The organism is Variovorax sp. LG9.2 (assembly GCF_035018885.1).
Lineage (GTDB): Bacteria > Pseudomonadota > Gammaproteobacteria > Burkholderiales > Burkholderiaceae_C > Variovorax.
This window is the reverse complement of sequence record NZ_JASJXB010000004.1, coordinates 151854-177415: the sequence shown is the minus strand read 5'-3', so window position 1 is coordinate 177415 and position 25562 is coordinate 151854. Positions and strand designations below refer to the sequence as shown.

The window sequence follows — 25562 nt, the reverse complement described above, 5'->3', positions numbered from 1 at the left end:
GTCAAGCCGGCAGGCTGGAAGGTTGTGTGACGGACTTGGCCGTCGTGTCGCTGAATGCGGCAGCGAGCAATGACTGTTCGGTCCACTGACCACGCTCGAAAACCGCGACGAGCCGGCCCGCGCTCATGACGCCGATGCGATCGCACATGGCCATCAGCTCGCGCAAATCGCTCGACACCATCAACAACGCCTTGCCGGCGTCGGTCATGCGGTCGAGTTCGGTATACAGGTCGGCGCGGGCGCCGACGTCGACGCCGCGCGTCGGCTCGTCGAGCAGCAGCACACGGCATTCGCGATGGAGCCAGCGCGCGAACACCACCTTCTGCTGATTCCCGCCACTCAAGGTGGCCACCGGCTGTTCGATGCTGCGCGAGCGTATGCGCAGCATGTCGACCAGCCGGCGTGCGATCGATCGTTCCTTGGCCGGTTGCAGCCACCCGCCTCGCGACACGGCGCGCAGGTCGCTCAAGGTCGTGTTGACGCGGATCGATTGCGGCAGCAGCAGCCCTTGCGATTTCCGGTCCTCGGTCACGAGCCCGATGCCGGCGCGAATGGCCTGCATGGGCGAACGCCAACCGGGCCGGATGTGCTGCACCGGCGCTGTGCCGCCGGATGCCGGCGTCTCGCCGTGCAGGGCGATCTCGCCGCGGTCGGCCTTGTCTGCGCCGAACAGCAGGCGCACCAGTTCCGTTCGGCCCGAGCCGACCAATCCGGCAAGCCCCATGATTTCGCCGGCATGCAGCGTCAGATCGACGTCGCGCACCGTCTGCGCGCGGCCGAGGCCGGTCGCCTGCAACAGCACCCGACCGGCCGGGCGGCGTGGACGTCCTTCGTGTTCATGGACCGCGCGGCCGACCATGCGTTGCACCAGTTCGGATTCACGGACACCCGCCATCGCGCGCACGTCGACCAGCCGGCCGTCACGCAGCACGGCGACCCGGTCGGCAATGCGCTGCAGCTCCTCCAATCGATGCGACACATAGACGATGGCGACGCCACGTGCTTTGAGCAAATCGATTTGCTCGAACAGGTGCGAGGTTTCGCGCGGCGTCAGCATCGCCGTCGGTTCGTCGAGCACCAGAACGCGCGTGTCGTCCTGCAGGTTGCGTGCGATCTCGACCATTTGCTGCTGGCCGATGCCCAGGCGCGCGACCGGCGTGCCGGGATCGATGCCCTGCATCCCGATCTTGGCCAACTGGCGCGCAGCGAGTGCGTGCAGTTCGCTGCGTCGGACCCAGCCGGCGCGATGGGGCAAGCGATCGAGCAGCAGGTTCTCGGCGACGGACAGCGTTGCCACCAGGCCGAGTTCCTGCATCACCATACGGACGCCCTGGCGTTCCGCGTCGCGCCGCGATGCCGGCGAAAAGACGTTGCCGTCCAGGGCCATCGTCCCACGCGTCGCGGTCACCAGGCCGCAGACGATCTTCGACAAAGTGCTCTTGCCGGCACCGTTCTCGCCGGTCAGTGCCAGCACCTCACCCGCGTGCAGCGCGAGCGACACGTCGTCGAGCACGGGCGTGGCGTAGTCCTTTCCCAGTGACTCCAGCGTCAGGAGCGGCGCGACGGCGGCCAGCGGCATGGCGTGGTTACTTGGTCGTCTTGGTGACCAGCACCACGTCGGTCTTGACCTCGGCGGGCATCGCCGACTGGGGCTGCTTGGCGGCCAGCGCCTTGAGCGCGGTCTCGATCCCGAACACCGCCTGCTTCGCTGCGAACTGGTCGGCTGTGGCCAACACGCGGCCGTCGGCGAGCATGGGCTTGATGGCACCGATGTTGTCGTAGCCGACGACCAGCACCTTGCCGGTCTTGCCGGCGGCCTTGACCGCCGCCACGGCACCGAGCGCCATGCTGTCGTTGCCGACCAGCAGTGCTTTGAGGTCGGGATGCTCGCGCATCATGCCGGCCGCCACGGTATTGCCCTTGTCGATCTCCCATTGGCCGGATTGCACGCCGACAACGGTGGCGCCGGCGGCCTTCATTGCATCCTGGTAGCCGAGCGTGCGCTGCTGCGCATTGAACGTGGTCGAGACGCCCTCGATGATGCCGACCTTGTCTCCGGCCTTCAGGCTCTTGGCCAGGTAGTCGCCGACCAGCTTGGCGCCGGCTCGGTTGTCGGGGCCGACGAAGGGCACCTGGATCGACTTTTCCTTCAGCGCGGCGGCGTCCAGCTGGTTGTCGATGTTGACGACGAGGATGCCCTTGTCGATGGCCGCCTTGATCACCGGTACCAGCGCTTTCGAGTCGGCCGGGGCGATCACCAGCGCATTGATTTTCTGCGCCACCATCTGCTCGACCATCTTGATCTGGGCGGCGGTGTCGGTTTCGTCCTTGATGCCGCTGGCCATCAACGTGTAGTCGGATGCGTGTGCTTTTTGATGCGCCTTGGCGCCGTCTTCCATGGTCTGGAAGAACTCGTTGGCCAGCGACTTCATGACCAATGCGACCTTGGGCTTGTCCTGTGCGAGCGCAGGCGTCGCGGCGAGGGCGCCCAGCAGTGCCAGAACGGCGGTGGATTGAATGGTGCGGCGAGTGAATTTCACGGTATGTCTCCTGAAAATGGATGGGCTCCGGTCTGTTGCCGGGACTCCGATCGTAGCCAAAGCAAACGTTTGCGCAAACGTTTGCGCGTCGGGTTTTACCCTTATGTTGCATGCGAAGCGCCCGGAATCCGCCGGAAGTTGCGCGACGTCGAAGCGTCTAGGTCCTCGCCTAAAATCGCGGGTTGATTCCAGAGGACCTCCATGAGTTTGCAATGCGGCATCGTCGGCCTGCCCAACGTCGGTAAATCCACCCTTTTCAACGCGTTGACCAAGGCCGGCATCGCAGCGGAAAACTATCCCTTCTGCACCATCGAGCCGAATGTCGGCGTGGTCGAAGTGCCCGACCCGCGGCTGGCGCAACTGAGCGAGATCGTGAAGCCAGAACGCATCGTTCCGGCCATCGTCGAGTTCGTCGACATCGCGGGCTTGGTGGCCGGCGCGAGCACCGGTGAAGGACTGGGCAACAAGTTCCTGGCGCACATTCGCGAAACCGACGCCACGGTGAACGTGGTGCGCTGCTTCGACGATGACAACGTGATTCATGTGGCGGGCAAGATCGATCCGATCTCCGACATCGAAGTGATCCAGACCGAGTTGTGCCTGGCCGACCTCGCCACGGTAGAGAAGGCGCTGCATCGCCATGGCAAGACGGCGCGTTCGGGCGACAAGGAGTCCATCAAGCTGGTCGCCCTGCTCGAGAAATGCCAGGCCGCCCTGAACGAAAACATTCCGGTGCGCGCGCTCGAATTCACGAAAGACGAGCAACCGCTGGTCAGGTCGTTCACGCTCATCACCGCCAAGCCGGCGATGTTCGTCGGCAACGTGGCCGAAGACGGCTTCGAGAACAATCCGTACCTCGATCGACTGCGTGAATACGCCGACAAGCAGAAGGCGCCCGTGGTGGCCATCTGCGCCAAGATCGAAGCCGACCTGTCCGAGATGGACGACGAGGACAAGAAGATGTTCCTCGCCGAAATCGGCCAGGAAGAGCCGGGCCTGAACCGGCTGATTCGCGCGGCCTACCAGCTGCTCGGCCTCCAAACCTATTTCACCGCCGGCGTGAAAGAAGTGCGCGCCTGGACCATTCATATCGGCGACACCGGCCCGCAAGCGGCGGGCGTGATCCACGGCGACTTCGAAAAGGGCTACATCCGCGCCCAGACCATCGCCTTCAACGACTACATCGCCTTCAAGGGCGAGCAGGGCTCCAAGGACGCCGGAAAGATGCGCAGCGAAGGCAAGGAATACGTCGTCAAGGATGGCGACGTGATGAACTTCCTGTTCAGCTCCTGAACCGTTTGCAGCGCCACTGGCAGGGCTACTTTGCCGCTGCCTGTTGCATGCCCCAAACGACGGTGTTGTCCACAGCGTAGACCGCGCAGGTCACGTTGCGACCGGCGCATGCTTTGACATGCCCGATGAGTGCAGCTGAACTGGTGGCAGTGCCGTACTGGCCGTCTCTCGTGATCAGAAAGACGCGCGTCGACCACATGGCACGCGGTGACCATTGCAGCGGGCGTAACGGCGACCGCGCTGCCGATGGAGAACGCGCCCCTGCCACGATCGGCCTTCACCGTCCACACAGCGGGCGAGACACGTTGAAAAATCGCCTCGGGTTCCAGTGCATTGGCATCGGATGCCAGCCCGCCCAAGGCGCACAGCAACAGCGTCGTTAGACTCCCGATCTTTCCAGAATTCATTCGCATTTTGCGACGCTCATGATCACCGTTCACCATCTCAACAACTCGCGCTCGCAACGCGTGCTCTGGCTGCTCGAAGAGCTCGCCCTGCCATACGAAGTCGTTCGCTACGAGCGCAACCCGCAGACGATGCTGGCGCCACCCGAGTTGCGCGCGGTGCATCCGCTGGGCAAATCGCCCGTCGTGACAACCGAGGACGGCTTGACGTTGGCAGAGTCCGGAGCGATTGTCGAGACGGTGATAGAGCGTTTTGGTGAAGGCCGATTGGCACCTGCCGCGGGAACGCCGGAAGCACTGCGTTATCGCTACTGGCTGCACTACGCAGAGGGTTCTGCCATGCCGCCGCTGCTGTTGAAATTGATCTTCGACAAAATCGAGAACGGCAAGATGCCTTTCTTCGTGAAGCCGATCGCCAAATCCATCGCTGCCAGGGCCAAGGCTGGCTTCATCACGCCGAACATCAAGGCGCACCTCGACTTCATGGAAGGCGAGCTCGGCAAGAGCCGCTGGTTCGCTGGAGAGAACTTTACCGGTGCCGACATCCAGATGAGCTTCCCGGTCGAAGCGGCAAAAGCGCGCGGCGGCCTCAATGCGACTCGCCCCAAGCTCATGGCCTATCTCGAGCGCATCCATGCGCGCCCCGCTTACAAGCGCGCACTCGAACGCGGCGGCCCGTACGCCCTGCTGGGCTGAGCCGCTCGGTTACTCCGGCCAGATGTAGAGAAGCGCGACTGTCATCGTCACGTAGCGCGCAAATTTGCCAATGGCCATGTAGAACACACACGGCCAGAACGACAGCTTGAGCCAGCCGGCGACGGCGCAAAGCGGATCGCCGACCAGCGGCAGCCAACTCAAGAGGCACGCTTTGGGGCCGAGCTTTTCAAGCCACTTGAGCACGCGCGTGTGGTGCTTGGAATTCGAATACTTGTCGGCGACTTGGTGCGCGCCATAACCCATCCACCAGTCGACGGCGCCGCCCAAAGTGTTGCCAAGGGTCGCGACGCCGATGGCCGGCCAGAACATCGACGGGTTCAACTTGAGAAGACCGAATAGAAACGGCTCGGACCCGACCGGCACCAGCGTGGCCGATACGAAAGCGGCCATGAAAAGCGTCGACAGCCCGTATTGCGGGAGCGCGAGCAGTGCGAGAAGAGAGTCGAGCCAGGCTTGCATGGTCGCGCAGTATAGGAAGCGGTGCTTTGGGCACGTTGTGGGAAAAACGCGCGATCGGGCGGCCACCGATCAGGACGGCTGAAGGACGGGCGACCAACGCCGCGAACGGGCTCGCAAACCCGAGGCAAATATTCGTGCAAATCGTTTCAGTCACTGAAACGCAGCGTGGCTACAATCGTGCCTCATTTTTCAGCAGCCGACAGCACATCCGCTTCCACTTTCATGACACTGCAGATCGGCAACATCACGCTGGAAAACCGCCTGTTCGTCGCGCCCATGGCCGGCGTGACCGACAGGCCGTTTCGCATGCTGTGCCGACAACTCGGTGCCGGTTATGCAGTGAGCGAGATGGTCACTTCGCGAAGGGATCTGTGGGGCTCGCTCAAGACGTCGCGCCGTGCCGATCATGTGGGTGAGCCCGGTCCTATCTCGGTGCAGATCGCTGGCACCGATGCGGCAATGATGGCCGAAGCAGCGCAATACAACATCGATCGCGGCGCGCAGATCATCGATATCAACATGGGTTGCCCTGCCAAGAAGGTATGCAACAAATGGGCGGGCTCCGCATTGATGCGCGACGAACCGCTGGCGCTTCAAATCGTCGAAGCGGTGGTGGCTGCTGCAGCGCCGCATGGCGTGCCCGTCACGCTCAAGATGCGAACCGGTTGGAGCGACGATCGTCGCAACGCGGTGAAGCTGGCGCGTGATTTCGAAGCAGCCGGCGTGCAGATGCTGACAGTGCATGGCCGCACGCGCGAGCAGGGCTACAAGGGTGCCGCCGAGTACGACACCATCGCGGGAGTGAAGGCCGCGGTGCGTGTGCCCGTGGTTGCCAACGGCGATGTGACCAGTCCGGAGAAAGCACGCGACGTGCTGGCAGCAACCGGTGCCGATGCGGTGATGATCGGCCGCGCCGCGCAAGGCCGCCCATGGATCTTTCGCGAGATCGCGCACTTCCTGGAAACCGGAACGCACCTGGCGCCACCGCTCGTTGCCGAAGTACGGCGATTGCTGCTCGACCATCTTCAAGAGCACCATGGTTTGTACGGTGAGTACAGCGGTGTGCGCACTGCCCGCAAACACATCGGCTGGTACGTTCGGGGCCTGCCGGATGGCGAGGCGTTCCGGGCCCGCATGAATACGATCGAAGACAGCGCATTGCAACTGCGCGCGGTCGGCGAATATTTCGATGAGCTTGGTGTCCGCATGGACCGCATGCCGACGTACCGCCCTGCCGAAGAGCAGACGGACGCAATGGGGACGATGGGGAACGAGGAAGCGGTCACCACCGCTGAATGAGAAGAGAAGCAGAGAACAAGCATGAGCAAAAAACACATTGAAGACTGCGTGCGCACCAGCCTCGACAGTTACTTTCGCGACCTGCGCGGCACCGAGCCCGATGGTATGTACGAGATGCTCGTGCGCGTGGTCGAAAAACCATTGCTCGACGTCGTCATGACGCGGGCCGAAGGCAACCAGTCGCGCGCCGCGCAGTGGCTCGGTCTCAATCGCAACACGCTGCGCAAGAAGCTGGTCGAACACAAGTTGCTCAAGTAAGTGCGTAAGCACACCGCAGCAGAAGAACAAAACACGAAGCAACAAAGCACCCCATGGCACTCACCGCACTGATCTCCGTTTCCGACAAGACCGGAATCCTCGAATTCGCCCAGGCGTTGCACGCGCTCGATATCAAGCTGCTCTCGACCGGCGGCACCGCCAAGCTTCTTGCCGATGCCGGCTTGCCGGTGACCGAAGTCGCCGACCACACGGGCTTTCCCGAGATGCTCGATGGCCGGGTCAAGACACTGCACCCCAAGATCCATGGGGGCCTGCTCGCGCGCCGCGATGTGCCGGCGCATGTGGCGGCCATCGACGCGCACGACATCGAGGCGATTGATTTGCTGGTGGTCAATCTCTACCCGTTCGAATCGACCGTCGCCAAGCCCGGCTGCACGCTGGAAGACGCGATCGAGAACATCGACATCGGCGGGCCGGCGATGGTGCGCAGCGCGGCCAAGAACTGGCAAGACGTCGGCGTGCTGACCGATGCCGCGCAGTACCCGCAGGCACTGGCCGAACTCAGGGCAGACGGCAAGCTGAGCGACAAGACCAGGTTCGCTTTCTCGGTGGCCGCCTTCAATCGCATCAGCCAATACGACGGCGCGATCAGCGACTATCTCTCCGCCATCGACTTCGACGCCAGCATCGGCCAGCCCGCGCCGACGCGTGCGCTGTTCCCCGCGCAGACCAACGGCCGCTTCGTCAAGCTGCAGGATCTGCGTTACGGGGAGAACCCGCACCAGCAGGCCGCGTTCTATCGCGACCTGTTCCCGGCGCCGGGATCGCTGGTCAGCGCGAAGCAGTTGCAGGGTAAGGAGCTCAGCTACAACAACATCGCCGATGCCGATGCGGCCTGGGAATGCGTCAAGAGCTTCGACGTTCCTGCATGCGTGATCGTGAAGCACGCCAATCCGTGCGGCGTGGCGGTCGGCAAGGATGCGGCCGAGGCTTATGCAAAGGCGTTCAAGACCGATCCGACTTCGGCCTTCGGCGGCATCATCGCGTTCAATCGCCCAGTGGACGCAGCCACCGCGCAAGAAATCAACAAGCAGTTCGTCGAGGTGCTGATGGCGCCCGGCTACACGGCCGAAGCGCTCGCGGTGTTCCAGGCGACCAAGGCCAAGCTCAATGTGCGAGTGCTCGAGATCGCACTGCCGCCGGGTGGCGCGACCGATTGGGACAATGGGCGCAACGCGGTCGACGTCAAGCGTGTCGGCTCCGGCCTGCTGATGCAGACCGCCGACAACCGCGTGCTCGCCGCGAGCGAACTCAAAGTGGTCAGCAAGAAGCAGCCGACCGCCGAGCAACTCGAAGACCTGCTGTTCGCATGGAAGGTCGCCAAGTTCGTCAAGAGCAACGCGATCGTGTTCTGTGCCGGTGGCATGACGATGGGCGTCGGCGCGGGCCAGATGAGCCGCCTCGACTCGGCACGCATCGCGAGCATCAAGGCCGAGCATGCAGGGCTGTCGTTGAAGAACACTGCGGTTGCGAGTGATGCCTTTTTCCCGTTCCGCGACGGGCTCGATGTTGTTGTCGATGCCGGTGCGAGCAGCGTCATTCAACCCGGTGGCTCGATGCGCGACCAGGAAGTGATCGATGCAGCCGACGAGCGCGGCGTGGTGATGGTGCTCAGCGGCGTGCGGCACTTTCGGCATTGAAGCGGCATTGAAAACATGCGCCACTGGCAGGGGTGTCGAGTGCGGCCGATAGCCGGGCGATGGTGGGGCGCAGTTTCGGTTGCGGTCGTGGTGGCAGGCAGCGGGTCGGCGATGTGGGCGCAGACAGCGGCGACCACGGTCGCGACCGCGTCAGTGCAGGGACAGGCGTTGGCCAACAAATCCGGCTGCCTGTCGTGCCACGGGCTGGTCCACACGCAGGTCGGCCCGGGCTTCGCGCAGGTCGCGGCGCGCTACCGCGACGATGCCGGCGCACCGGCGCATCTGGCCGCCAAGATTCGCAGCGGCGGCGTCGGTGTCTGGGGTCGCCTCATCATGCCGCGGCAACCGCAGGTGACCGAAGCCGATGCGGCGCTCCTCGCGAAATGGGTACTGTCGCAGCCGTCGCAGCCGTGAGCAAGGCGGACATCGGCACCGTTGGCCGATGCACAGGATCCGGCGCTTAGCTGCAGCGGCTGGCGCGCTTACCGATTTGCCAGTGTCCTGAAGATCTCGCGCGCAGACACGATGGTCGCTGCAATGTCTTCTTCGCTGTGCGCCGCGCTGACGAACCCGGCTTCATACAAAGCCGGTGCGATGTAGACGCCGCGGTCGAGCAGGCCGTGAAACAGCGCGTTGAATTTGGCGTTGTCGGTCGTCATCACCGTCGCGTAGTTTTGCGGCAGTGCATCCATCAAGAAGAAACCGAACATGCCGCCTTCGCTGTCGGCGTTGAAGGGCAGGCCCTCGGCCTTCGCAGCGGCGCGCAGGCCGTCGGTCAGCGAACGCGTCTTCCGGCCGAGCCCTTCGAAGAAGCCGGGCTTGGCCACTTCCTTGAGCGTCGCCAAACCGCATGCGGTGGCTACCGGGTTGCCCGACAGCGTGCCCGCCTGGTACACCGGGCCAAGCGGCGCCAGCTGCTCCATGATGGCGCGCGGCCCGCCGAATGCAGCCAGTGGCATACCGCCGCCGATCACTTTGCCCAGCACAGTGAGGTCGGGCGTGACGCCGAGCACGCCCTGCGCGCCATGCAGGCCAACGCGAAAACCCGTCATCACTTCGTCGAACACCAGCAGCGCGCCGTGCTGAGTGCAGAGTTCTCGACAGCGCTTCGCAAATTCGGGCGTGGCGCGCACGAAGTTCATGTTGCCGGCGATCGCTTCGATCATCAGGCAAGCGAGTTCGTGGCCGTGCAGCGAGAACGCCTCTTCCAATTGGGTGATGTTGTTGTATTCGAGAACCAGCGTGTGCTGCACGACTTCGGGCGGCACGCCGGCGGAAGTCGGATGCCCGAAGGTTGCGAGACCGGAGCCAGCCTTGACCAGCAACGCGTCGGCGTGGCCGTGATAACAGCCTTCGAACTTGATGATGTACTTGCGGCCGGTGGCACCGCGCGCCAGCCGCAGCGCACTCATCGCCGCTTCGGTGCCGGAGCTCACGAGGCGCACCATTTCCATCGACGGCACCAGCGCGAGGATGGCTTCAGCCAGTTCGATTTCGCGCTCGGTCGGTGCGCCATAGGAGAAGCCGTCGAGCATGGCCTTTTGCACCGCTTCGACCACTGCCGGATGGCCGTGTCCAAGGATCATCGGCCCCCACGAGCCGATGTAGTCGACATAGCGCTTGTCGTTGGCGTCCCAGAAGTAAGCGCCTTGCGCGCGCTTGACGAAGCGCGGCGTGCCGCCCACGGCCTTGAATGCGCGGACCGGCGAATTGACGCCGCCGGGGATGACGGCGCGAGCGCGCTCGAAGAGGGTTTCGTTGAGGTCGGTAGCCATGTCGGTGCTTTTCAGTGCGAGAGATCAGTGTCGGGTGTCATGCGGAGGCAGGCCGAAATCGGAGGCGTCTCCGATTTCGGGAGGGTCATCGTCGAGATCTTCTTCTTCTTCTTGCGCCCAGAAGAGGCGGTCGGGAATCACGTGCCCCATGCCCGGCCTGAAGCCTGCGTCGAGACAGCGATCCATATAACTCAGCGCTTCGCCGGTAGCTGCGACCAGGTCGGTACCGCTGGCGAGCAGTGCCGCGAGCGCAGCCGACAGCGTGTCGCCAGCACCGGAGAACACGGCTTCGAGCCGCTCGTATTTCTCGCTCGCGAGCACCGATTGCGGTGACGCCAGCACGTTGTCGATGTGCTGGTCGGGCAGCATGATGCCGGTCACCAGCGTGTAGGGCACGCCGAACTCGCCCGCGGCCTTGGCGATGTCGCGCGCTCCGGGTGGCCGGTCGCCGGACCAGTCGGGTAACAGCCAGCGCCACAGGGTGCTGTGGTTTCCGACCAGAACCGTCGTCTGCGGCAACAGCAGTTCGCGGAAAGCGTCGAGGTACGGCTCGATGAGGTTCTCGTCCCACCACGACAGGTTGGGCATGTACGCCACCAGTGGTACCTCGGGATAGTCGGTCGCGGTTTCGGCAACTGTGCTCAGGATCTCCGGCGTGCCGACGAAGCCGACCTTGATCAATTGCACTTCGACGTCCTCCAGGATGGCGCGCGTTTGTTCGGCAACGGCTTCTTCATCGAACGGAAAGTGATCGAAGATTTCGGCGGTGTCGCGTGCGTAGGCGCCTGTTACGACCGGCAACATGTGGGCGCCGACGGAGGCCATGGCGAGTGCATCGCCGCCCAATCCACCGGCGCCGCTGGGGTCGCTCGCATTAAAAACCAGCACGCAGGGAGGATCCAGGCCTTCGACCTCTAGCCCCTCGTCTTCTTCGGTTGTTGGGGGGTCGTTAAGATCACCCGGAAGGCGGGCGTTCTCGGGCGGTAGTAAGTAAGTTGTCATACGCCGTTTGGTGTCACGCGATGGTGGCATATGTGAGACGTTGGTCACGTGTAATCGTGATACGCCTAGATACAATCGTTGCATTCTATGTACAGGGACTTTAAGCTGCGATGAATACGAAAACCTGGATGTGCCTGATTTGCGGGTGGATCTATGACGAAGCGGTGGGAGTACCAGAAGATGGTATTGCGCCAGGTACGGCGTGGGCAGAGGTTCCAATGAATTGGACTTGCCCGGAGTGCGGGGCGCGCAAGGAAGACTTCGAAATGGTTGAGATGTGAAGCATGGCATAGGGTCGTGCTTCCTGCGCTGAGAAGTCCGCGCAGTCGTCTTCCCGGTGTGGGTGCAACGAGGAGTGCGAATGAGCACGAGCGGGTCCGGTTACAAGGTGCTGGTCATCGATGACAGCAACACCATTCGGCGCAGTGCCGAGATCTTCCTGAAGCAAGGTGGTCATGAAGTGCTGCTCGCCGAAGATGGCTTCGATGCACTCTCGAAGATCAACGACCACAAGCCGCACCTCATCTTTTGCGACATTCTGATGCCGCGCCTCGACGGCTATCAGACCTGCGCCATCATCAAGCGCAACGCGCATTTTTCAAACGTCCCTGTCGTGATGCTGTCTTCCAAAGACGGCGTCTTCGACAAGGCGCGCGGCCGCATGGTCGGCTCGCAGGACTATCTCACCAAGCCGTTCACCAAAGACCAGTTGCTGCAAGCCGTGCAGCAGTTCGGTCTGGTTCAACAGGAAGCACCTTAATGCCGATTCACAAAGTGCTGGTCGTCGACGACTCCAAGACGGAGTTGCTGTTTTTGACCGACCTGCTCCAGAAGAATGGGTTTGCCGTCAAAACCGCAGAGAACGCGGACGACGCGATGCGCCGCCTCGAAGAAGAACAACCCGACCTCATCCTGATGGACGTCGTGATGCCCGGTCAAAACGGCTTTCAGCTGACTCGCGCCATTGCGCGCAATCCGCAATACGCGTCCGTGCCCATCATTCTGTGCACCAGCAAGAATCAGGAAACGGACCGCGTCTGGGGCATGCGCCAGGGCGCTCGCGACTACATCGTGAAGCCGGTCAACGCGGCCGAACTGATGGCAAAGATCAGCGCGCTGGCCTGATCGTCCCGACGAGTCCATGGCCAACCGCGACGCCCTGCGCGCTTTCCAGTCCCGACTTGCCAGTCGTCTGCAGGCAGCGCGCACATCGGGTGTGTCTGCCTCCTGGCTCGCAGTCGAAGCAGGCGACCGCAAGTACCTGTTTCCCCTCTCCCATGCTGGCGAGATATTTCCTTGGACGCCACCGCAAGCAGTGCCCTATACCGAGCCGTGGTTCCTCGGCGTCGCCAACTTGCGCGGCGGCTTGTATGGCGTGGTGCAGTTGTCGAGTTTTGCATCGGGCGTTGCGACGCCGCTGGCCGCTACCGAATCGGCTCGTGCGCAGTCGCGCATGGTGGCCTTGAACGAGTTGCTCGAAGTCAATTGCGCATTGCTCGTCGATCGCCTGATCGGGCTGCGTGGCGTTGAAGCATTTACCGCTGCCGAGCTGCCGGGGCCTGATGCGCCGGCGTGGCTCGGGCATGCCTACACAGACGTTGCAGGAGAGCGCTGGCAGGAAGTCAACCTGCAGGCGCTGTCGCAGCAACCCCAGTTTTTGAGCATCGGCGCCTGAGGGCGTCGACCAGACAACAACCTGAAGGACCGACCGTGAGTTCGATCGCCGACAAGTTCAAGAAGTTTCTACCTTTGCGGGAAGACGGCGTGACCGTTCACGCCAGCAACGCCGCGGCCATGTCGCTCGAGCACACCGAGACGGTTCAGCCGCCGGAAGAACGAACGGTGCTGCTGCGCCGTGAGTCCGCGAACGAGGCGGCTGCGGTGCCTGCACACGCGCCCGAACCTCCGGATACCGTTGTGTCTCCGGATGGCCACGCCGACTTTGCGCCCAGCCGTAATTTCGACGATGTGCCTGAGCCCCTGGCGGCATCGGCGGGCAGTGGCACCGGTGCGCCGTTGGCGGCACGCGGTGGGCTGCAACGCCAACAGCGCGTGCTGGCCGGCGTGCTGGCGGCGGTCGTGTTGCTGCTGCTTCTCGTGGCGGGTTCCGCCATTCTTCGCGCAGAGCGTTTGGCACAACAGGTGGCTTCGACTGGTCAGGCGCTGATGCAATCGCAGCGTCTGGCCAAGTCGGTTTCGCAGGCGCTGGTGGGCAACGTGCCGGCCTTCACCGAAGTGAAGGAAAGTTCGGACGATCTGGCGCGTCGCGCACAAGGCCTGACGGCCGGTGACGACTCGCTCAAGCTCGAGCGTGTCGGTTCTCAGTACGACGCGGAACTCGAAAAAATCAATCCGCTGGTCGACCGTGCCGACAAGAGCGCCAAAGCCGTGCTGGCGCAGCAGCAGATCCTGACGCAGGTCGGTGCCGCGCTTCGCAACATCAACCGCCAGTCGTCCGATTTGCTTGAAATGACCGAGACGGTGGCGTCGCTCAAGATGCAGCAGAACGCGACCGTGCCGGAGATCTCTGCTGCCGGTCAGCTGGTCATGCTGACGCAGCGGATCGGCAAGTCTGCCAATGAATTTCTGACGGTCGAAGGCGTGAGCCCCGATGCGGTGTTCCTGCTTGGCAAAGACCTGAACACTTTCCAGGAAATTACGCGCGGCCTGCTCGACGGCAATGCGCAACAACGCTTGCCCGGCTCGCGCGATGCGCAGACCCGCCAGCAACTCGAAGCCATCCTGAAGACGTATGAGCAGACGCGCGGCCAGGCCGGTGCCATTCTCGGAAACCTGCAGGGCCTGGTGGCGGCGCGCGAAGCGCAATCAATGATCTTGACCGACAGCGAACCGCTGCGCCTCGCGCTCGGCGATCTGCAAGACAAGCTGTCGCAACGCACCGGCCTGGGCGCCGGCACCCTGGTGATGCTGTTCGTGCTGGCGCTGGCGGCACTGCTGCTCGCTGGCGCGATCGGTTTCGTTCAAGTGAGAGAAGGGCGCGAACGTGCCGCTTTGGCCGAGAACGAACGGGTCGAGGCCGAGCGCATGCGCGAAGACGCGAGCCGCGTGAACGCCGCCAACCAGGCGGCAATTTTGCGGCTCATGAACGAGCTGCAAACGGTGGCCGAGGGTGACTTGACGCAAGAAGCCACGGTGACCGAGGACATCACCGGCGCCATCGCCGATTCGGTGAACTACACGGTGGAAGAACTGCGTTTGCTGGTGGGCAACGTGCAGAACACGGCGACCCGCGTGGCCGCAACGACGTCGCAAGTGGAAAGCACATCGACCGAGCTGCTGGCAGCCTCGACCGAGCAGCTGCGCGAGATTCGCGAGACCGGGCAGTCGGTGCTGACGATGGCCGAGCGGATCAACGGCGTGTCGGCACAGGCGCAAGAGTCGGCCACGGTGGCGCGGCAGTCGCTGCAGGCCGCATCGTCCGGCTTGCAGGCGGTGCAGAACGCCATCGGCGGTATGAACTCGATTCGCGACCAGATCCAGGAAACGTCCAAGCGCATCAAGCGGCTCGGCGAATCATCGCAAGAGATCGGTGAAATCACCGAGCTGATTTCCGACATTACCGAGCAGACCAACGTGCTGGCACTCAACGCGGCCATTCAGGCGGCATCGGCCGGTGAAGCCGGCCGCGGCTTCTCGGTAGTGGCCGAAGAAGTGCAGCGGCTGGCCGAGCGGTCTGCCGATGCGACGCGTCAGATCTCGGCGCTGGTGAAGGCGATTCAAACCGACACCCAGGATGCCGTAGGCGCCATGGAGCGCTCCACGCAGGGTGTGGTCGAAGGCGCCAAGTTGTCCGACAACGCCGGCACCGCACTGTCGGAGATCGACCGCGTGTCGCGTCGCCTTGCCGAGCTGATCGAGCAGATCTCCCAATCGGCATCGCGCGAGGCCGATTCGGCCAACGTGGTGGCTGCCAACATTCAGCACATTTTTGCGGTGACCGAGCAAACTGGCGAAGGCACGCGCACCACCGCGCAACAGGTGCGCGAGCTGTCGCACATGGCTGAAGAACTTCGCCAGTCGGTGTCGCGTTTCAAGATCGCTTAAGCCGTTCGACGTCCGACGCCCGTTAAAAAAAATACACGCCGAGAAAACATCGTGTCGACCCTAAGCCCTGCCACCGCTCATGTCGCCGGCAACGCGCCGGCCACCGAAGACCTTGGACCGCTGGCCTGGGTCTTGGGTGAAATCCAGAAATCGATCGACGGCGTCAGCAAATCGCTGCGCCGTTTCTCGCGCGAATCGGGCACGGTGCCCGAGCTCGATGCCGGGCCGCTGCGGCTCGCGCGTCAGCAACTGCATCAAGCCGTGGGCGCGTTGCAGATGGTCGGTCATGCCGCGCCGGCGCTGGTGCTGGGCGCGATGGAGTTCGCCGTGCAGAGCTTCGTCGCGGAGCCGACGCGCTGCAACGAAGCCGCTGTACAAAAAATCGACAAGGCCGGTTTTGCTGTCACTGACTTTCTGAGTGCCATGTTGTCGGGCAAGACGGTGTCGCCGATCGCGCTGTTTCCGCAGTATCGCGACGTGCTCGAATTGGTGGGCAATGAACGTGTTCATCCGGCCGACCTCTGGAGCCTGCCGTTTCGCTGGGTCGACATCGAGGCATCTGACCGGCAGCCCACGCTGGTTTACGACCCGGCGGTGCGATCCAAGCTCGACCGCGAAGTGCTCAAGGTCGTCAAGACCGGCGACGACGCTGCTGCGCGTCGCTTGAGTGCGCTGTGCCTCGGGCTCGCGCGCGGCGCCACCATTTCTCGCGTTCGAAGTTTCTGGACGTTGGCCGCTGCATTCTTCGAATCGCTTTCCCTGGCCTTGATGCCCGCCGATGTGTACGTCAAGCGCGCCGCCTCGCGTGTGCTGCTGCAGTACGCCACGCTCGCCCGTGGTGACAACACCGTGTCGGACCGACTCGGGCAAGACCTGCTGTTCTTCTGTGGACAGGCCGTGCCCACCGCCCGCGACGAAGCCCTGACCTTGCGCGCCGTGCGTGCGGCCTGGGGCCTCGAAGCCGAGCAACACGTCGACTACACCGTCGAACAGTTCGGTCGTTTTGATCCGCTGGTGTTGGTGCAGGCGCGCAAACGCATCGAGGCCGCCAAGGAAATGTGGTCGGCGCTGTCGGGTGGCGACATGACCCGCATGCGGCAGGTGGCAGACACCTTCGCGCAGTTGGGAGAGTCGCTCGGCAAGCTGCATCCGCCCAGTGCACCGATGGTGCAGGCGCTGAACAACGCGGTCGAAGATTCGCTCCGCGCCGGGCAGCCGCCGGCCACCGAACTCGCCATGGAAGTCGCGACCTCGGTGCTGTACCTGGAAGCGGCTTTCGAAGACCTCGACCCGCATGATCGGCAACTGACCGCGCGCACTGTGCAGCTCGCGGGTCGCATCGACCGTGCTCGTGAAGGCGGCCATTCGGAGCCGCTCGAACCGTGGATGGAAGAGCTCTACCGACGCGTGAGCGATCGGCAGACCATGGGCACCGTGGTCGATGAGTTGCGCTCCCATTTGAGCGAGCTTGAAAAATCGCTCGACCAGTTTTTCCGTCGGCCGGGCGACAAGAGTTCGTTGCGCACCGTGCCGAGCCAGCTGCTGCAAATGCGCGGTGTCTTCTCGGTGCTCGGGCTCGACCAGGCTGCGCAAACCGTGCAGCGCATGCGGGACAACGTCGACAACCTGATGGCCCGCGATTCGACCATCGAAGAATCGTCGGCCGAAGAGACGCGCAGCTTCGATTCGCTCGGCAACAACCTCGGCGCGCTCGGTTTTCTGATCGACATGCTGGGCTACCAGCCGGCGCTGGCAAAGCGTTTGTTCGTGTTCGACGCGGCAACCGGCGAGCTGAAGCCGTTGATGGGCCGGCAAGGGACCGACTCGGTGCCCGAAGCGCCGGTGCCGGTGTCGATCGCGCCTGCTGCTGCGCCCGTGTTGCACGACGTTTCGTCGCATTCGCCAGCGCCCTCTGTAACGCTTCCTGCAGCGCCGGTCGCCGCCAAAGCCGCGTACGACGCCAAGCTCAGCGTGGAAGAAGTGGACGCACAAATTGCGGCCAAACTGGCCGCACTCGCAGCGCCGAGCCGCAAGAAAGTTTCCCCGCTCGAAGAGTTCAGCCGCGCCACCGACAGCTGGACCTCGAAGATCACCGGACCGGCGCCGCTCGAACATTCGATGCCCGACACCGAGGTCACCGAGCTCGAAGAAGAAGACCTGCAAAACATCTTTCTGGACGAAGCGCGCGAAGTGCTGCACAACGGCCTGGCCGCGGTGTCTGCATTGCGCCGCGACGCGGCCGAAGGCGGAGAACTGACCGTGCTGCGCCGTGCGTTCCATACGCTCAAGGGCAGCTCGCGCATGGTCGGGTTGATGGACTTCGGTGAAGCCGCGTGGGCCTTCGAGCAGGTGCTGAACACCTGGCTCGCAGACCAGCGCGCCGAAACGCCGGAATTGATCGAAGGCACCGGCAGGGCGCTGCAGGATTTCGCGAAGTGGGTCGAGGCCGTTGCCTCCGGCGAACCGCACAACTGGCAAGCTGTTCCTTTCCGGACAATGGCCGAGGCGCTGCGGTCGGGCGAGCCGATCGCGGCAATGCCGACGCGTGCGGCCGACGCCGATGCGCTGGCTATTGCGGCGCGACAGATCGCTGCCGAGCCGCCGGCTGCAGCGACAGCAACGCCGAGCGAGCCCGACGCATTGATGCCGGAATTGCCGGATCTCGACTTCCTCACAACGGCCTACGACGCGCCGCTGGAGTTCGATTTCTCGAAGCCTGCGTCTGCCGAGGAAGCTGGCAAAGAAGCCAAGGACGCCGCCGAAGATCGTCCGGCTGCACCGCGGCTCGACCACTCCGACGACGACTTCGCATCGACCGACTTTCTCGATTTCGACGCCAAGCCGACGCAGTTCGATCCGGCGCCAGAGCGCGATCGCGAGCGGGTTGCCGACCCGGCTTTTTTCCTCGGCAACGACGAGATCGATTTCTTCGCGACAGCCCAGTCGCCGTTGGAGCCGAGCCGCGAAACGACGGCCTTCTCGGCGCCCCGCGAGTTCGGCGAATCATCGACCGCGGAATTCGAGCGCGGCGTCGAACCCGTGTTCAGTCCATTGCTGTCCGGGCCGTCCGACGAGCCGTTGCTCAAGTCGGCCGGCGAGCCCTCCATGGCGCTGCCGGTCGAGCCGGTCGTCCAGCCCGTGGCGAAGGTCGAAGCGCCGGAGGTGCTGCCTGAGATCGTGCCGCCTTCCGTCTATATCGATGCGGCCCATGCCTCGGGCGCCGACGATGCGGTCAAGGCGATCGGCCCGCTGCGCATCGGCATCGCGCTCTACAACGTCTATCTGAACGAAGCCGACGAATGGTCGCGCCAGCTCGCCAACCAGGTCGGCGAGTGGGCGATGGAGCCGCACACGCAAGTGGCCGACTCGACCATCGGATTGGCGCATTCGCTCGCGGGCAGTTCGGCCACCGTCGGCTTTCAGAGCTTGTCCGGCATGGCTCGCCTGTTCGAAGCGGCGCTGCAGCATCTGCACATGCAAGGCAGCGGCACCGAGGCACAAGGCGCGGTGCTGGTCGCTGCGGCCGAAGAGCTCCGGCGCCTGCTCCATCAATTCGCTGCCGGCTTCCTCAAAGAGCCTGCCGATGAAACCGTCAAGGCGCTGCGCGAAGTGGCCGAGTCGCTGATGCCGGTAGAGCCTGTGGAGGCCAGGGTCGAACAGGTCTTGGCTCCGGCAGAGCACGCCGATCGCCCCTCCGGCTTCTCGGCCTCGACCGAAGCCGACTCAGCAGCCCATGTGCCCAACGTCGCGATGGAGGATTCTGAAGACGCGATCGATCTGGCGGACGCGGTCGACGTCGACCTGTTCCCCATCTTCGAAGAAGAGGCGGCAGAGCTTCTTCCGCAACTCGGCACCGCGCTGCGCGAATGGGCTCAGCGGCCTGAAGACACGGCGCCGCGGGCGTCGGTGCTGCGCACGCTGCACACCCTGAAGGGCAGCGCGCGTCTGGCCGGCGCCATGCGCCTGGGCGAGCGCGCGCACCGTATGGAATCGGAGATCGAGTACGTCGGCAGCGCCGGTGCAGATACCGAGTCGGTCGAGCGTTTGCTGGGTCGCTTCGACGGTTTGCAAGCCACCTTCGATGCCTTGCGCGCAGACGATGCGGCAACGCAGGCGGAGATCGCACAGAAGGCCGCGACCGCTGCGGCGATGCCGCTGGTCAGCGCTGCCAAGCCCGCCGAGCCGTTGCCGAACGCGGCTGACGAAGCGGACGCGGATCTGTTCTCCGAAGGAATCGATACGGTCGATGCGGTCAATGCGGTCGAAACGCCTGCGCTCGTCAAAACCAAGGCTGCACTGCCTACGCCGTCTGCGCTGGTGCCGTTGCGCGCCTCGTCGACCCAGCAGGTTCGCATCCGTACGCAACTGCTCGATCGGCTGGTCGCGCAGGCCGGCGAGGTCATCATCACGCGCTCGCGGCTGGAAGCCGAGCTGGGCCAGCTGCGCAGTTCGCTCGGCGACCTGACCGGCAACCTGGACCGCTTGCGTCAGCAGTTGCGTGACATCGAAGTGCAGGCCGAAAGCCAGATGCAGTCTCGCTTGGCCCAGGCCAAGGATTCGCAACAGGGCTTCGATCCGCTCGAGTTCGACCGCTTCACCCGCGTGCAGGAACTGACCCGCATGATGGCCGAGTCGGTCAACGACGTGGCCACGGTGCAGCGCACGCTGCAGAAAACCGTGCAGGCGACGGAAGACGACTTGAGCGCGCAGGCACGGCAAACCCGCGAGCTGCAACGCGGACTCTTGCGCACGCGCATGGTCGAGTTCGAGGGTCTGTCCGACCGCCTCTACCGCGTGGTGCGGCAGGCCTCCAAGGACACCGGCAAGCAGGTGCGCCTCGACATCACCGGCGGCACGATCGAGATGGACCGCGGCGTGCTTGAACGGATGACGCCGGCGTTCGAACATTTGCTGCGCAACTGCGTGGCCCACGGCATCGAAGACGCTGCCTTGCGAGAGAAAGCCGGCAAGGAAGCCAGCGGCCTGATCCTCATCGACTTGCAGCATGAAGGCAACGACGTGTCGGTCACCTTCAAGGACGATGGTGCGGGCCTCGACCACGAGCGCATCACTGCTCGCGCCCGCGCACTCGGCCTGATCGAGGAAGGCCAACAGCTTACGGTGGACCAAGCGTCCGAGATGATTTTCAAGGCCGGTTTCTCCACGGCCGATCAGGTGTCGGAACTGGCGGGCCGGGGCATCGGCATGGACGTGGTTCGCGCAAATGTCGCCGCGCTCGGCGGTCGCATCGAAACGCGCACCGCGACGGGCGCCGGCACGAGCTTCAAGCTGGTGCTGCCGCTTACCACCGCGGTGACGCACGTGGTGATGATGCGGGCCGGCGCGGTGTCGATCGGCGTGCCGTCGAGCCTGGTCGAACTGGTGCAGCGCGTGGGTGGTTCCGACGTCGAGTCGGCCTACCTGTCGCAGAGCTACCCGTTCGGTAGCGAGCAGGTGCCGTTCTACTGGGCGGGTGCGTTGTTGCAATCGTCGGCACGCAGCGAGCGGGCGCCGGGCAAACACAACACCATCGTCATCGTGCGAAGCGCGGCGCAACGCGTGGCGCTGCATGTGGACGAAGTGCTGGGCAACCAGGAAGTCGTGGTCAAGAACCTTGGCCCGCAACTCTCGCGGTTGCCGGGCATGGCGGGCATCTCGGTGCTGGCATCGGGCGCGGTCGCGCTGCTCTACAACCCGGTCGCGCTGGCGGCGGTGCATGGCGAGTTGGCACGGCAGCTGCAGGCTGCGGGTGGCGTCGGTGCGGAAGCAGCCCGTGTTGCGGGCTCGGCCGAAGGCGGTACGGCGCAGGTCGTCATGTTGCCGCAAGCACCCGCACAAGTGCCGTTGGTGCTGGTCGTCGACGACTCGATCACCGTGCGCCGCGTGACGCAGCGCTTGCTGCAACGCGAAGGCTATCGGGTCGCGCTGGCGGCCGATGGTCTGCAGGCACTCGAACGATTGCAGCAGGAGCGGCCCTCGGTCGTGCTGTCGGACATCGAGATGCCGCGGATGGACGGCTTCGACCTGGCGCGCAACATTCGCGCCGACGCGTCGCTGGCCGACCTGCCGATCATCATGATCACCTCGCGCATCGCCGAGAAGCACCGCGACCACGCCCGCACACTGGGTGTGAACCACTACCTCGGCAAGCCATATTCCGAAGACGAGTTGCTGCGACTGGTGCGCAGCTACACCAGCGAGGCTGCGCTGGCGGCTGCAATCTGAGCGTGCGCTTGGGTGGCCCGGCCTCGGCCGCGGCTACTGAATTTCCTGTATCTCGGCTACGGCTGCGGCATTGGGCTGATTGGTTTCGGTGATCGAAAACTTGTCACCCTCTTTGTAGTAGTAGCGGCAGCCGTCCTGCGAGCTGCCGCGCCACTTGACGCACAGCTTGCCGTCGTCGGCGAGCTGCCATGCGGCTGCGTCCCGGCTCCCGCGTGTGCGATTGGTTGCGAACAGCTGGCCGTCGGCCCGCAGCTCCCACTGCACCATTTCGTTGCCGCGTTTGAAGACCATCGACTTGCCGATGAATGTCTGTTCGACCTGTGCCTTGTCCAGGTAGCTTCGCGCGCCCTTGGCCGCTGCTGCGGCCGACGGTGCGGTGGAGGCGGGCGCGGCCACCGCGACGGGCGCGGCAACGGAGATGGGCGCGCTGGCCATTGCGGCAGCGACCGCGCCGGCCTGTCCAGCGACCGTCAACATCCCGTACTGTTTGTCAGCGTTCTTTGGCAGATCCGCTGGCGCCAGATAGGTCGCGGAGTCGAGTCGATAGACGGCACGGCACCACTGCTCGCCGCCGCCCTTCCACGCAATTTCGACACAGTAGAGGCCGCTGTCTGTCACCTTCCAGGTTCCTTGGGCGGTCGAGTTCGTTCCCAGCTTTCCCCTGCTCGAAGCAACGAAGTTGCCGTCGGGTTCGTTGGTCCAGCGCCGCGTATTGCCGCTGGCCGGCGCGATCGTTTCGATGCCCGCCCCTGCTGCCAGTAGAGCCTTCACCGCATCGGCCGGCAGCCGAAGAGCGCCTTTATCGATGAGTTCCTGCGCGCTGATGATTGGTTCGGCCGCTGCTGCGGCGCCAGCGCCCAGCGCCCACAGCAGCGCGAGGCCGGCCATCTGAAGCGGTGAATTCGAAGGTGCGCGCATGGCAACTTTCATGGTGTGTACGTATAGAACGCGATGCCCTTGAACAGCTCGAGCTGGTCCCGACTGCGCGAGTTCAGTTGCATGTAGTTGAAGCTGGTGCCCTGCGCGTACTGCAATACGCCGGTGGTGGCGGTGTCGCAATGTGGATCGCCAATGCTTTGCGGCGTGCAGAACACCTTGGCCGTGCGTGCCTGGGACGCTAGGCCTGCACCATCGTCGAATCGGGCGCCAGCTACGCCGCCCACGGTCGGAGCGCGGCCAAAGATCGTGAAGTTGATGGCTGGCACGCTGCCTTCGGGAACAGACCAGGCGGGTTGGCCGGCGATGCTGAAGTCGAACACGTTGGGCACCGTCGCGCTGGGTGCACCGAAGGTGAGCGACTTGCTGACCGACGTGATCGACACCAGCGTGGACCGCGCCTCCGGCGTCAACGCGAGGAACTTGAGCTGCAGGGTTTCGCCCCGCGTCGGCGCACGCTTGAGGGTGCGGTAGCTCTGCATCACGTTCGCCTTGGTCGTATCGACGTGGAAAAACTCCATCGACCACACGCCTTCGTCGCGCAGCGCGACCAGTTGCGCGTCGTTCAACTGCGCCGGACCGAGAAACAGACTGGCTTCCTTGTCCGCCGGATTGCCCGTCGTGGCGCTGTTCCTGTACTGCGCTGCCAGACGCAGGATCGAGGTCACGCTGACAAGGACGCCCACCGAGTTTGTCAGCCCCAGGTATGAGTTGCCGACCGTCGGTTTCAGCGTGTAGACCTGACCATCGGGCGCGGTGACCAGCACCTTGGCGAACAGTGGATTGCCACCGCTGTCGTTGATGTTGGCGACGAACAGGTTGTAGCCCGTCGCCACGTAATCGAAGGCCGGCGAGTTGATGAACTCCCTGTCTTCGACCGACGGCCGCACGCTGGCGCTGTAGACATACTGGTTGCCGATGAGCTTCAACACACCACCGACCGAGCGTGCGACCAGCGTGTCGAAGGTCGCGTTGCCCAGCACGTCAATCGTGTGGTACTTCAGCACCACGTCGCCGTTGGGGCGGTAGAAGCCGATGGCGCCCTGGTCGAACACCACGCCGGTGGCACCGGGGCGGAACAGGCCTGCGAACGAACCGGCGTTATTGATGTCGCGCCCGACTTTGCTGCCGCCGCTGAGGTAGCTGGCCGGGTCGTCGCCTAAGAACACGGTGCGGCACGCCGGCGCGATGACGTTGGCAGGTCCACCCGTCACTGCCGCCGTGTCGTTGGGTGCATTCACACGTTGTGACAGCGGCAGCGCGTAGCAGGCGGTCAAGCGCGTCAGCAGCGAAGCGATGGCCTCGGCCACGCCCGGTGTCGGCAGTTGCGACGGGGTGATGGGAGGCAGCGTGGGCGGTGTCGCGTCGCTGCTGCGGAAGGTGATCGACACCGGCGCCGTGTCGGTGCCGCCGGTCGGCAACAGCCGCAGCGTAATCTCGATGTTGGCCGCAGTGCCGTCGGGCCGAACGCTGACCGATACAGAATCGAGCACGCGGTCGTGCCCGGTGCCGTCGGCGCTGAATGCGCCGGTGATCGGGTCGATCTTGTCGCCGAGCACATCGAGCAGCGGCTTCAACAACAAGAGCAACTCGGCAACGCCGGCCTTGATGCTGGCCTCGTCGACCACCTTGGCTGCAGACTTGATCGCCGCTGCCAATTGAGATGGATCCCCCACAGGCGACAGGCGCGATACCACGATGGTGGTGAGCGGCGTCACGTTGGCAGTGCCGCCCGTGGTGCTGGCGGTCACGCTGTAGAGCACCTGGTCGTCGCGTCGCGCGGTGATGACCAGTGGCGCCTGCGTCGTCGCCGGCAGGGTGCAGTTGTAGGTGCCTTGTGGCGTGGTGGTCGTGTCGCACACGGTCGTGCCGGTCTTGTCGACCACCGTGAGATGCGCGCCCGCGAATGCGGCACCGGTGGCGGCAACGCCGGTCAGGCTGGACGTGGCAGGCGCCGGTGCCGGTGCCGGAGCGGGAACTGGCGACGGTGCAGGAGAGGGTGCTGGCGTCGCGCCGATCACCGGGAAGTTGTAGCCACCGCCACCGCCGCCGCATCCGGAAACTGCTAGCGCTGCAGCGCCGGTGACCGCCCATCCGAGGCGTCGGAGATGCGATGGTTCGGCGAAGGCACCGGAGCGATCAGAGCGGGCAGGCGCGCGTGGACAGGCGGCCAGAGGGCGAACGGTTGTCATGCATCTTCTCCTTTGTTGGGAGGCTCACATTAGGGCTGCGACCCGCCGCCGGCATCCCGCAAACTGATGACGCCGAATACGAAGCTAAAGAGCCCCAAGCCCGGTCCTCACCAGATCGATCTGGCGCGTGCAGCCGATCTTTTCCATCAGCACCGCGATCTGCTTTCGCACCGTGTGGATCGATGTGCCGTAGGAGCGCGCATGGTCGGCTGGCGATTCGCCATCGATCAGCGCTGCGAGCACGCGGCCCTCGGCCGGCGTCAGGTTGAAGGTCGTGCAAAGCCCGTCGGCACTTGCAAGGGCAGAGGGACGGCCGCGGCGCATGCGAACGAACACCATGGATTCATCGCCCATGCGCAAGCTCACATCGGCGCGCGCGAGGTCCAGGTGGAGGCAGGCACCGTCGCGGCTTCCGGTTGTCGCCAGATGCGAGGTGGTGGGCCGCGTTGCAACTTGTCGCAGTGCGCCCTGCAAGGCGTCGCGCATGCCTGCGACTGGATGCCAGAGCCGACCTTGCCTTACTTGAAGGCCTCCCGTCGGCTCCAGCCACTCGCGCGCTTTGGCGGAGAGATGCAGGAGCGCACCGTTGCCGCTGACCAGACAAATGGCCTCGTCGAGTGCGCCGAAGGCCGCGTCGGCGGAGGCCAGCCACTGGTCAGCCGCTGCGCGTCGATACGCGGACAGCATCGCCATGAAATCTCCTCGGTTTTTGTATCCCCTCTGGCCGATAAATTAC

The 25562-nt window shown here is 64.2% G+C and carries 20 protein-coding genes; 12 read left to right on the top strand and 8 right to left on the bottom strand.

What is annotated here, in order from left to right:
• Position 1: 1 nt before the first annotated feature.
• Both QN413_RS06020 and QN413_RS06015 read right to left on the bottom strand, forming a co-directional pair.
• Positions 2-1579, bottom strand: a complete 1578-nt coding sequence (locus QN413_RS06020; protein ID WP_323495713.1) for a sugar ABC transporter ATP-binding protein — start codon at positions 1577-1579, stop codon at positions 2-4.
• Between the two features lie 7 nt (positions 1580-1586).
• Positions 1587-2540 (bottom strand): sugar ABC transporter substrate-binding protein, encoded by a 954-nt coding sequence (locus tag QN413_RS06015; protein WP_323495712.1) that lies wholly within the window; start codon positions 2538-2540, stop codon positions 1587-1589.
• A 201-nt stretch (positions 2541-2741) separates the two neighbouring features.
• Here QN413_RS06015 and ychF point away from each other — a divergent pair, with 201 nt between their 5' ends.
• Together ychF and QN413_RS06005 are read left to right on the top strand one after the other, a co-directional pair.
• On the top strand, positions 2742-3833 hold the full coding sequence (gene ychF / locus QN413_RS06010) for a redox-regulated ATPase YchF (protein WP_323495711.1): 1092 nt from the start codon (positions 2742-2744) through the stop codon (positions 3831-3833).
• 425 nt (positions 3834-4258) lie between these two features.
• A complete protein-coding gene (locus QN413_RS06005) occupies positions 4259-4933 on the top strand; it encodes a glutathione S-transferase (protein WP_323495710.1) in 675 nt (224 codons plus the stop codon).
• A gap of 9 nt (positions 4934-4942) precedes the next feature.
• On the opposite strand, the gene QN413_RS06000 is transcribed toward QN413_RS06005, so the two are convergent.
• Positions 4943-5413 (bottom strand): YqaA family protein, encoded by a 471-nt coding sequence (locus QN413_RS06000; RefSeq protein WP_323495709.1) that lies wholly within the window; start codon positions 5411-5413, stop codon positions 4943-4945.
• A 222-nt stretch (positions 5414-5635) separates the two neighbouring features.
• Between QN413_RS06000 and dusB the strand changes: the two genes are divergently transcribed.
• The 4 genes from dusB to QN413_RS05980 all read left to right on the top strand — a co-directional run bounded on the left by dusB (position 5636) and on the right by QN413_RS05980 (position 9045).
• A complete protein-coding gene (gene dusB, locus QN413_RS05995; RefSeq protein WP_323495708.1) occupies positions 5636-6712 on the top strand; it encodes a tRNA dihydrouridine synthase DusB in 1077 nt (358 codons plus the stop codon).
• A 21-nt stretch (positions 6713-6733) separates the two neighbouring features.
• Positions 6734-6970, top strand: coding sequence for a Fis family transcriptional regulator (locus QN413_RS05990; RefSeq protein ID WP_187053082.1), 237 nt, complete (start codon positions 6734-6736; stop codon positions 6968-6970).
• Between the two features lie 53 nt (positions 6971-7023).
• The gene (purH, locus tag QN413_RS05985) at positions 7024-8631 is read left to right on the top strand and encodes a bifunctional phosphoribosylaminoimidazolecarboxamide formyltransferase/IMP cyclohydrolase (protein WP_323495707.1); all 1608 of its coding nucleotides are present in this window, start codon (positions 7024-7026) and stop codon (positions 8629-8631) included.
• 111 nt (positions 8632-8742) lie between these two features.
• Entirely contained in the window at positions 8743-9045 is a 303-nt protein-coding gene (locus QN413_RS05980; RefSeq protein ID WP_323495706.1) for a c-type cytochrome, read from the top strand.
• Positions 9046-9113: 68 nt separating this feature from the next.
• Here the strand turns inward: QN413_RS05980 and hemL are convergent, their stop codons facing one another.
• Together hemL and thiD are read right to left on the bottom strand one after the other, a co-directional pair.
• The gene (gene hemL / locus QN413_RS05975; RefSeq protein WP_323495705.1) at positions 9114-10406 is read right to left on the bottom strand and encodes a glutamate-1-semialdehyde 2,1-aminomutase; all 1293 of its coding nucleotides are present in this window, start codon (positions 10404-10406) and stop codon (positions 9114-9116) included.
• A gap of 24 nt (positions 10407-10430) precedes the next feature.
• Positions 10431-11408, bottom strand: coding sequence for a bifunctional hydroxymethylpyrimidine kinase/phosphomethylpyrimidine kinase (thiD, locus tag QN413_RS05970; RefSeq protein ID WP_323495704.1), 978 nt, complete (start codon positions 11406-11408; stop codon positions 10431-10433).
• A gap of 110 nt (positions 11409-11518) precedes the next feature.
• Between thiD and QN413_RS05965 the strand changes: the two genes are divergently transcribed.
• The 6 genes from QN413_RS05965 (at position 11519) to QN413_RS05940 (ending at position 21698) form a co-directional block, all read left to right on the top strand.
• Positions 11519-11689, top strand: a complete 171-nt coding sequence (locus QN413_RS05965; RefSeq protein ID WP_187053077.1) for a rubredoxin — start codon at positions 11519-11521, stop codon at positions 11687-11689.
• Positions 11690-11769: 80 nt separating this feature from the next.
• Entirely contained in the window at positions 11770-12168 is a 399-nt protein-coding gene (locus QN413_RS05960) for a response regulator (RefSeq protein ID WP_187053076.1), read from the top strand.
• Positions 12168-12533 (top strand): response regulator transcription factor, encoded by a 366-nt coding sequence (locus QN413_RS05955; protein WP_187053075.1) that lies wholly within the window; start codon positions 12168-12170, stop codon positions 12531-12533. The genes QN413_RS05960 and QN413_RS05955 overlap by 1 nt, the downstream gene beginning before the upstream one ends.
• 16 nt (positions 12534-12549) lie before the next feature.
• Positions 12550-13083, top strand: a complete 534-nt coding sequence (locus QN413_RS05950; RefSeq protein ID WP_187053074.1) for a chemotaxis protein CheW — start codon at positions 12550-12552, stop codon at positions 13081-13083.
• Positions 13084-13118: 35 nt separating this feature from the next.
• The gene (locus QN413_RS05945) at positions 13119-15473 is read left to right on the top strand and encodes a methyl-accepting chemotaxis protein (protein ID WP_323495703.1); all 2355 of its coding nucleotides are present in this window, start codon (positions 13119-13121) and stop codon (positions 15471-15473) included.
• Positions 15474-15524: 51 nt separating this feature from the next.
• Entirely contained in the window at positions 15525-21698 is a 6174-nt protein-coding gene (locus QN413_RS05940; RefSeq protein ID WP_323495702.1) for a hybrid sensor histidine kinase/response regulator, read from the top strand.
• A gap of 33 nt (positions 21699-21731) precedes the next feature.
• Here QN413_RS05940 and QN413_RS05935 read toward each other — a convergent pair whose 3' ends face one another.
• The 3 genes from QN413_RS05935 to QN413_RS05925 form a co-directional block, all read right to left on the bottom strand.
• Complete coding sequence (locus QN413_RS05935) at positions 21732-22616, bottom strand: hypothetical protein (RefSeq protein ID WP_323495701.1); 885 nt, start codon at positions 22614-22616, stop codon at positions 21732-21734.
• An 8-nt stretch (positions 22617-22624) separates the two neighbouring features.
• Positions 22625-24826 carry a carboxypeptidase regulatory-like domain-containing protein gene (locus QN413_RS05930; protein ID WP_323495700.1) on the bottom strand — a complete coding sequence of 734 codons (2202 nt, stop codon included), beginning with the start codon at positions 24824-24826 and terminating at the stop codon, positions 22625-22627.
• An 84-nt stretch (positions 24827-24910) separates the two neighbouring features.
• Entirely contained in the window at positions 24911-25519 is a 609-nt protein-coding gene (locus QN413_RS05925) for a hypothetical protein (protein WP_323495699.1), read from the bottom strand.
• Between the last annotated feature and the right edge of the window lie 43 nt (positions 25520-25562).

What these genes read in the sequence shown, in the direction of transcription:
- QN413_RS06020 (WP_323495713.1), bottom strand. Translation starts at nt 1,579, where the DNA reads ATGCCGCTGGCCGCCGTCGCGCCGCTCCTGACGCTGGAGTCACTGGGA.
- ychF (WP_323495711.1), top strand. Translation starts at nt 2,742, where the DNA reads ATGAGTTTGCAATGCGGCATCGTCGGCCTGCCCAACGTCGGTAAATCC.
- QN413_RS06005 (WP_323495710.1), top strand. Translation starts at nt 4,259, where the DNA reads ATGATCACCGTTCACCATCTCAACAACTCGCGCTCGCAACGCGTGCTC.
- QN413_RS06000 (WP_323495709.1), bottom strand. Translation starts at nt 5,413, where the DNA reads ATGCAAGCCTGGCTCGACTCTCTTCTCGCACTGCTCGCGCTCCCGCAA.
- dusB (WP_323495708.1), top strand. Translation starts at nt 5,636, where the DNA reads ATGACACTGCAGATCGGCAACATCACGCTGGAAAACCGCCTGTTCGTC.
- QN413_RS05990 (WP_187053082.1), top strand. Translation starts at nt 6,734, where the DNA reads ATGAGCAAAAAACACATTGAAGACTGCGTGCGCACCAGCCTCGACAGT.
- purH (WP_323495707.1), top strand. Translation starts at nt 7,024, where the DNA reads ATGGCACTCACCGCACTGATCTCCGTTTCCGACAAGACCGGAATCCTC.
- QN413_RS05980 (WP_323495706.1), top strand. Translation starts at nt 8,743, where the DNA reads ATGTGGGCGCAGACAGCGGCGACCACGGTCGCGACCGCGTCAGTGCAG.
- hemL (WP_323495705.1), bottom strand. Translation starts at nt 10,406, where the DNA reads ATGGCTACCGACCTCAACGAAACCCTCTTCGAGCGCGCTCGCGCCGTC.
- thiD (WP_323495704.1), bottom strand. Translation starts at nt 11,408, where the DNA reads ATGACAACTTACTTACTACCGCCCGAGAACGCCCGCCTTCCGGGTGAT.
- QN413_RS05965 (WP_187053077.1), top strand. Translation starts at nt 11,519, where the DNA reads ATGAATACGAAAACCTGGATGTGCCTGATTTGCGGGTGGATCTATGAC.
- QN413_RS05960 (WP_187053076.1), top strand. Translation starts at nt 11,770, where the DNA reads ATGAGCACGAGCGGGTCCGGTTACAAGGTGCTGGTCATCGATGACAGC.
- QN413_RS05955 (WP_187053075.1), top strand. Translation starts at nt 12,168, where the DNA reads ATGCCGATTCACAAAGTGCTGGTCGTCGACGACTCCAAGACGGAGTTG.
- QN413_RS05950 (WP_187053074.1), top strand. Translation starts at nt 12,550, where the DNA reads ATGGCCAACCGCGACGCCCTGCGCGCTTTCCAGTCCCGACTTGCCAGT.
- QN413_RS05935 (WP_323495701.1), bottom strand. Translation starts at nt 22,616, where the DNA reads ATGCGCGCACCTTCGAATTCACCGCTTCAGATGGCCGGCCTCGCGCTG.
- QN413_RS05930 (WP_323495700.1), bottom strand. Translation starts at nt 24,826, where the DNA reads ATGACAACCGTTCGCCCTCTGGCCGCCTGTCCACGCGCGCCTGCCCGC.
- QN413_RS05925 (WP_323495699.1), bottom strand. Translation starts at nt 25,519, where the DNA reads ATGGCGATGCTGTCCGCGTATCGACGCGCAGCGGCTGACCAGTGGCTG.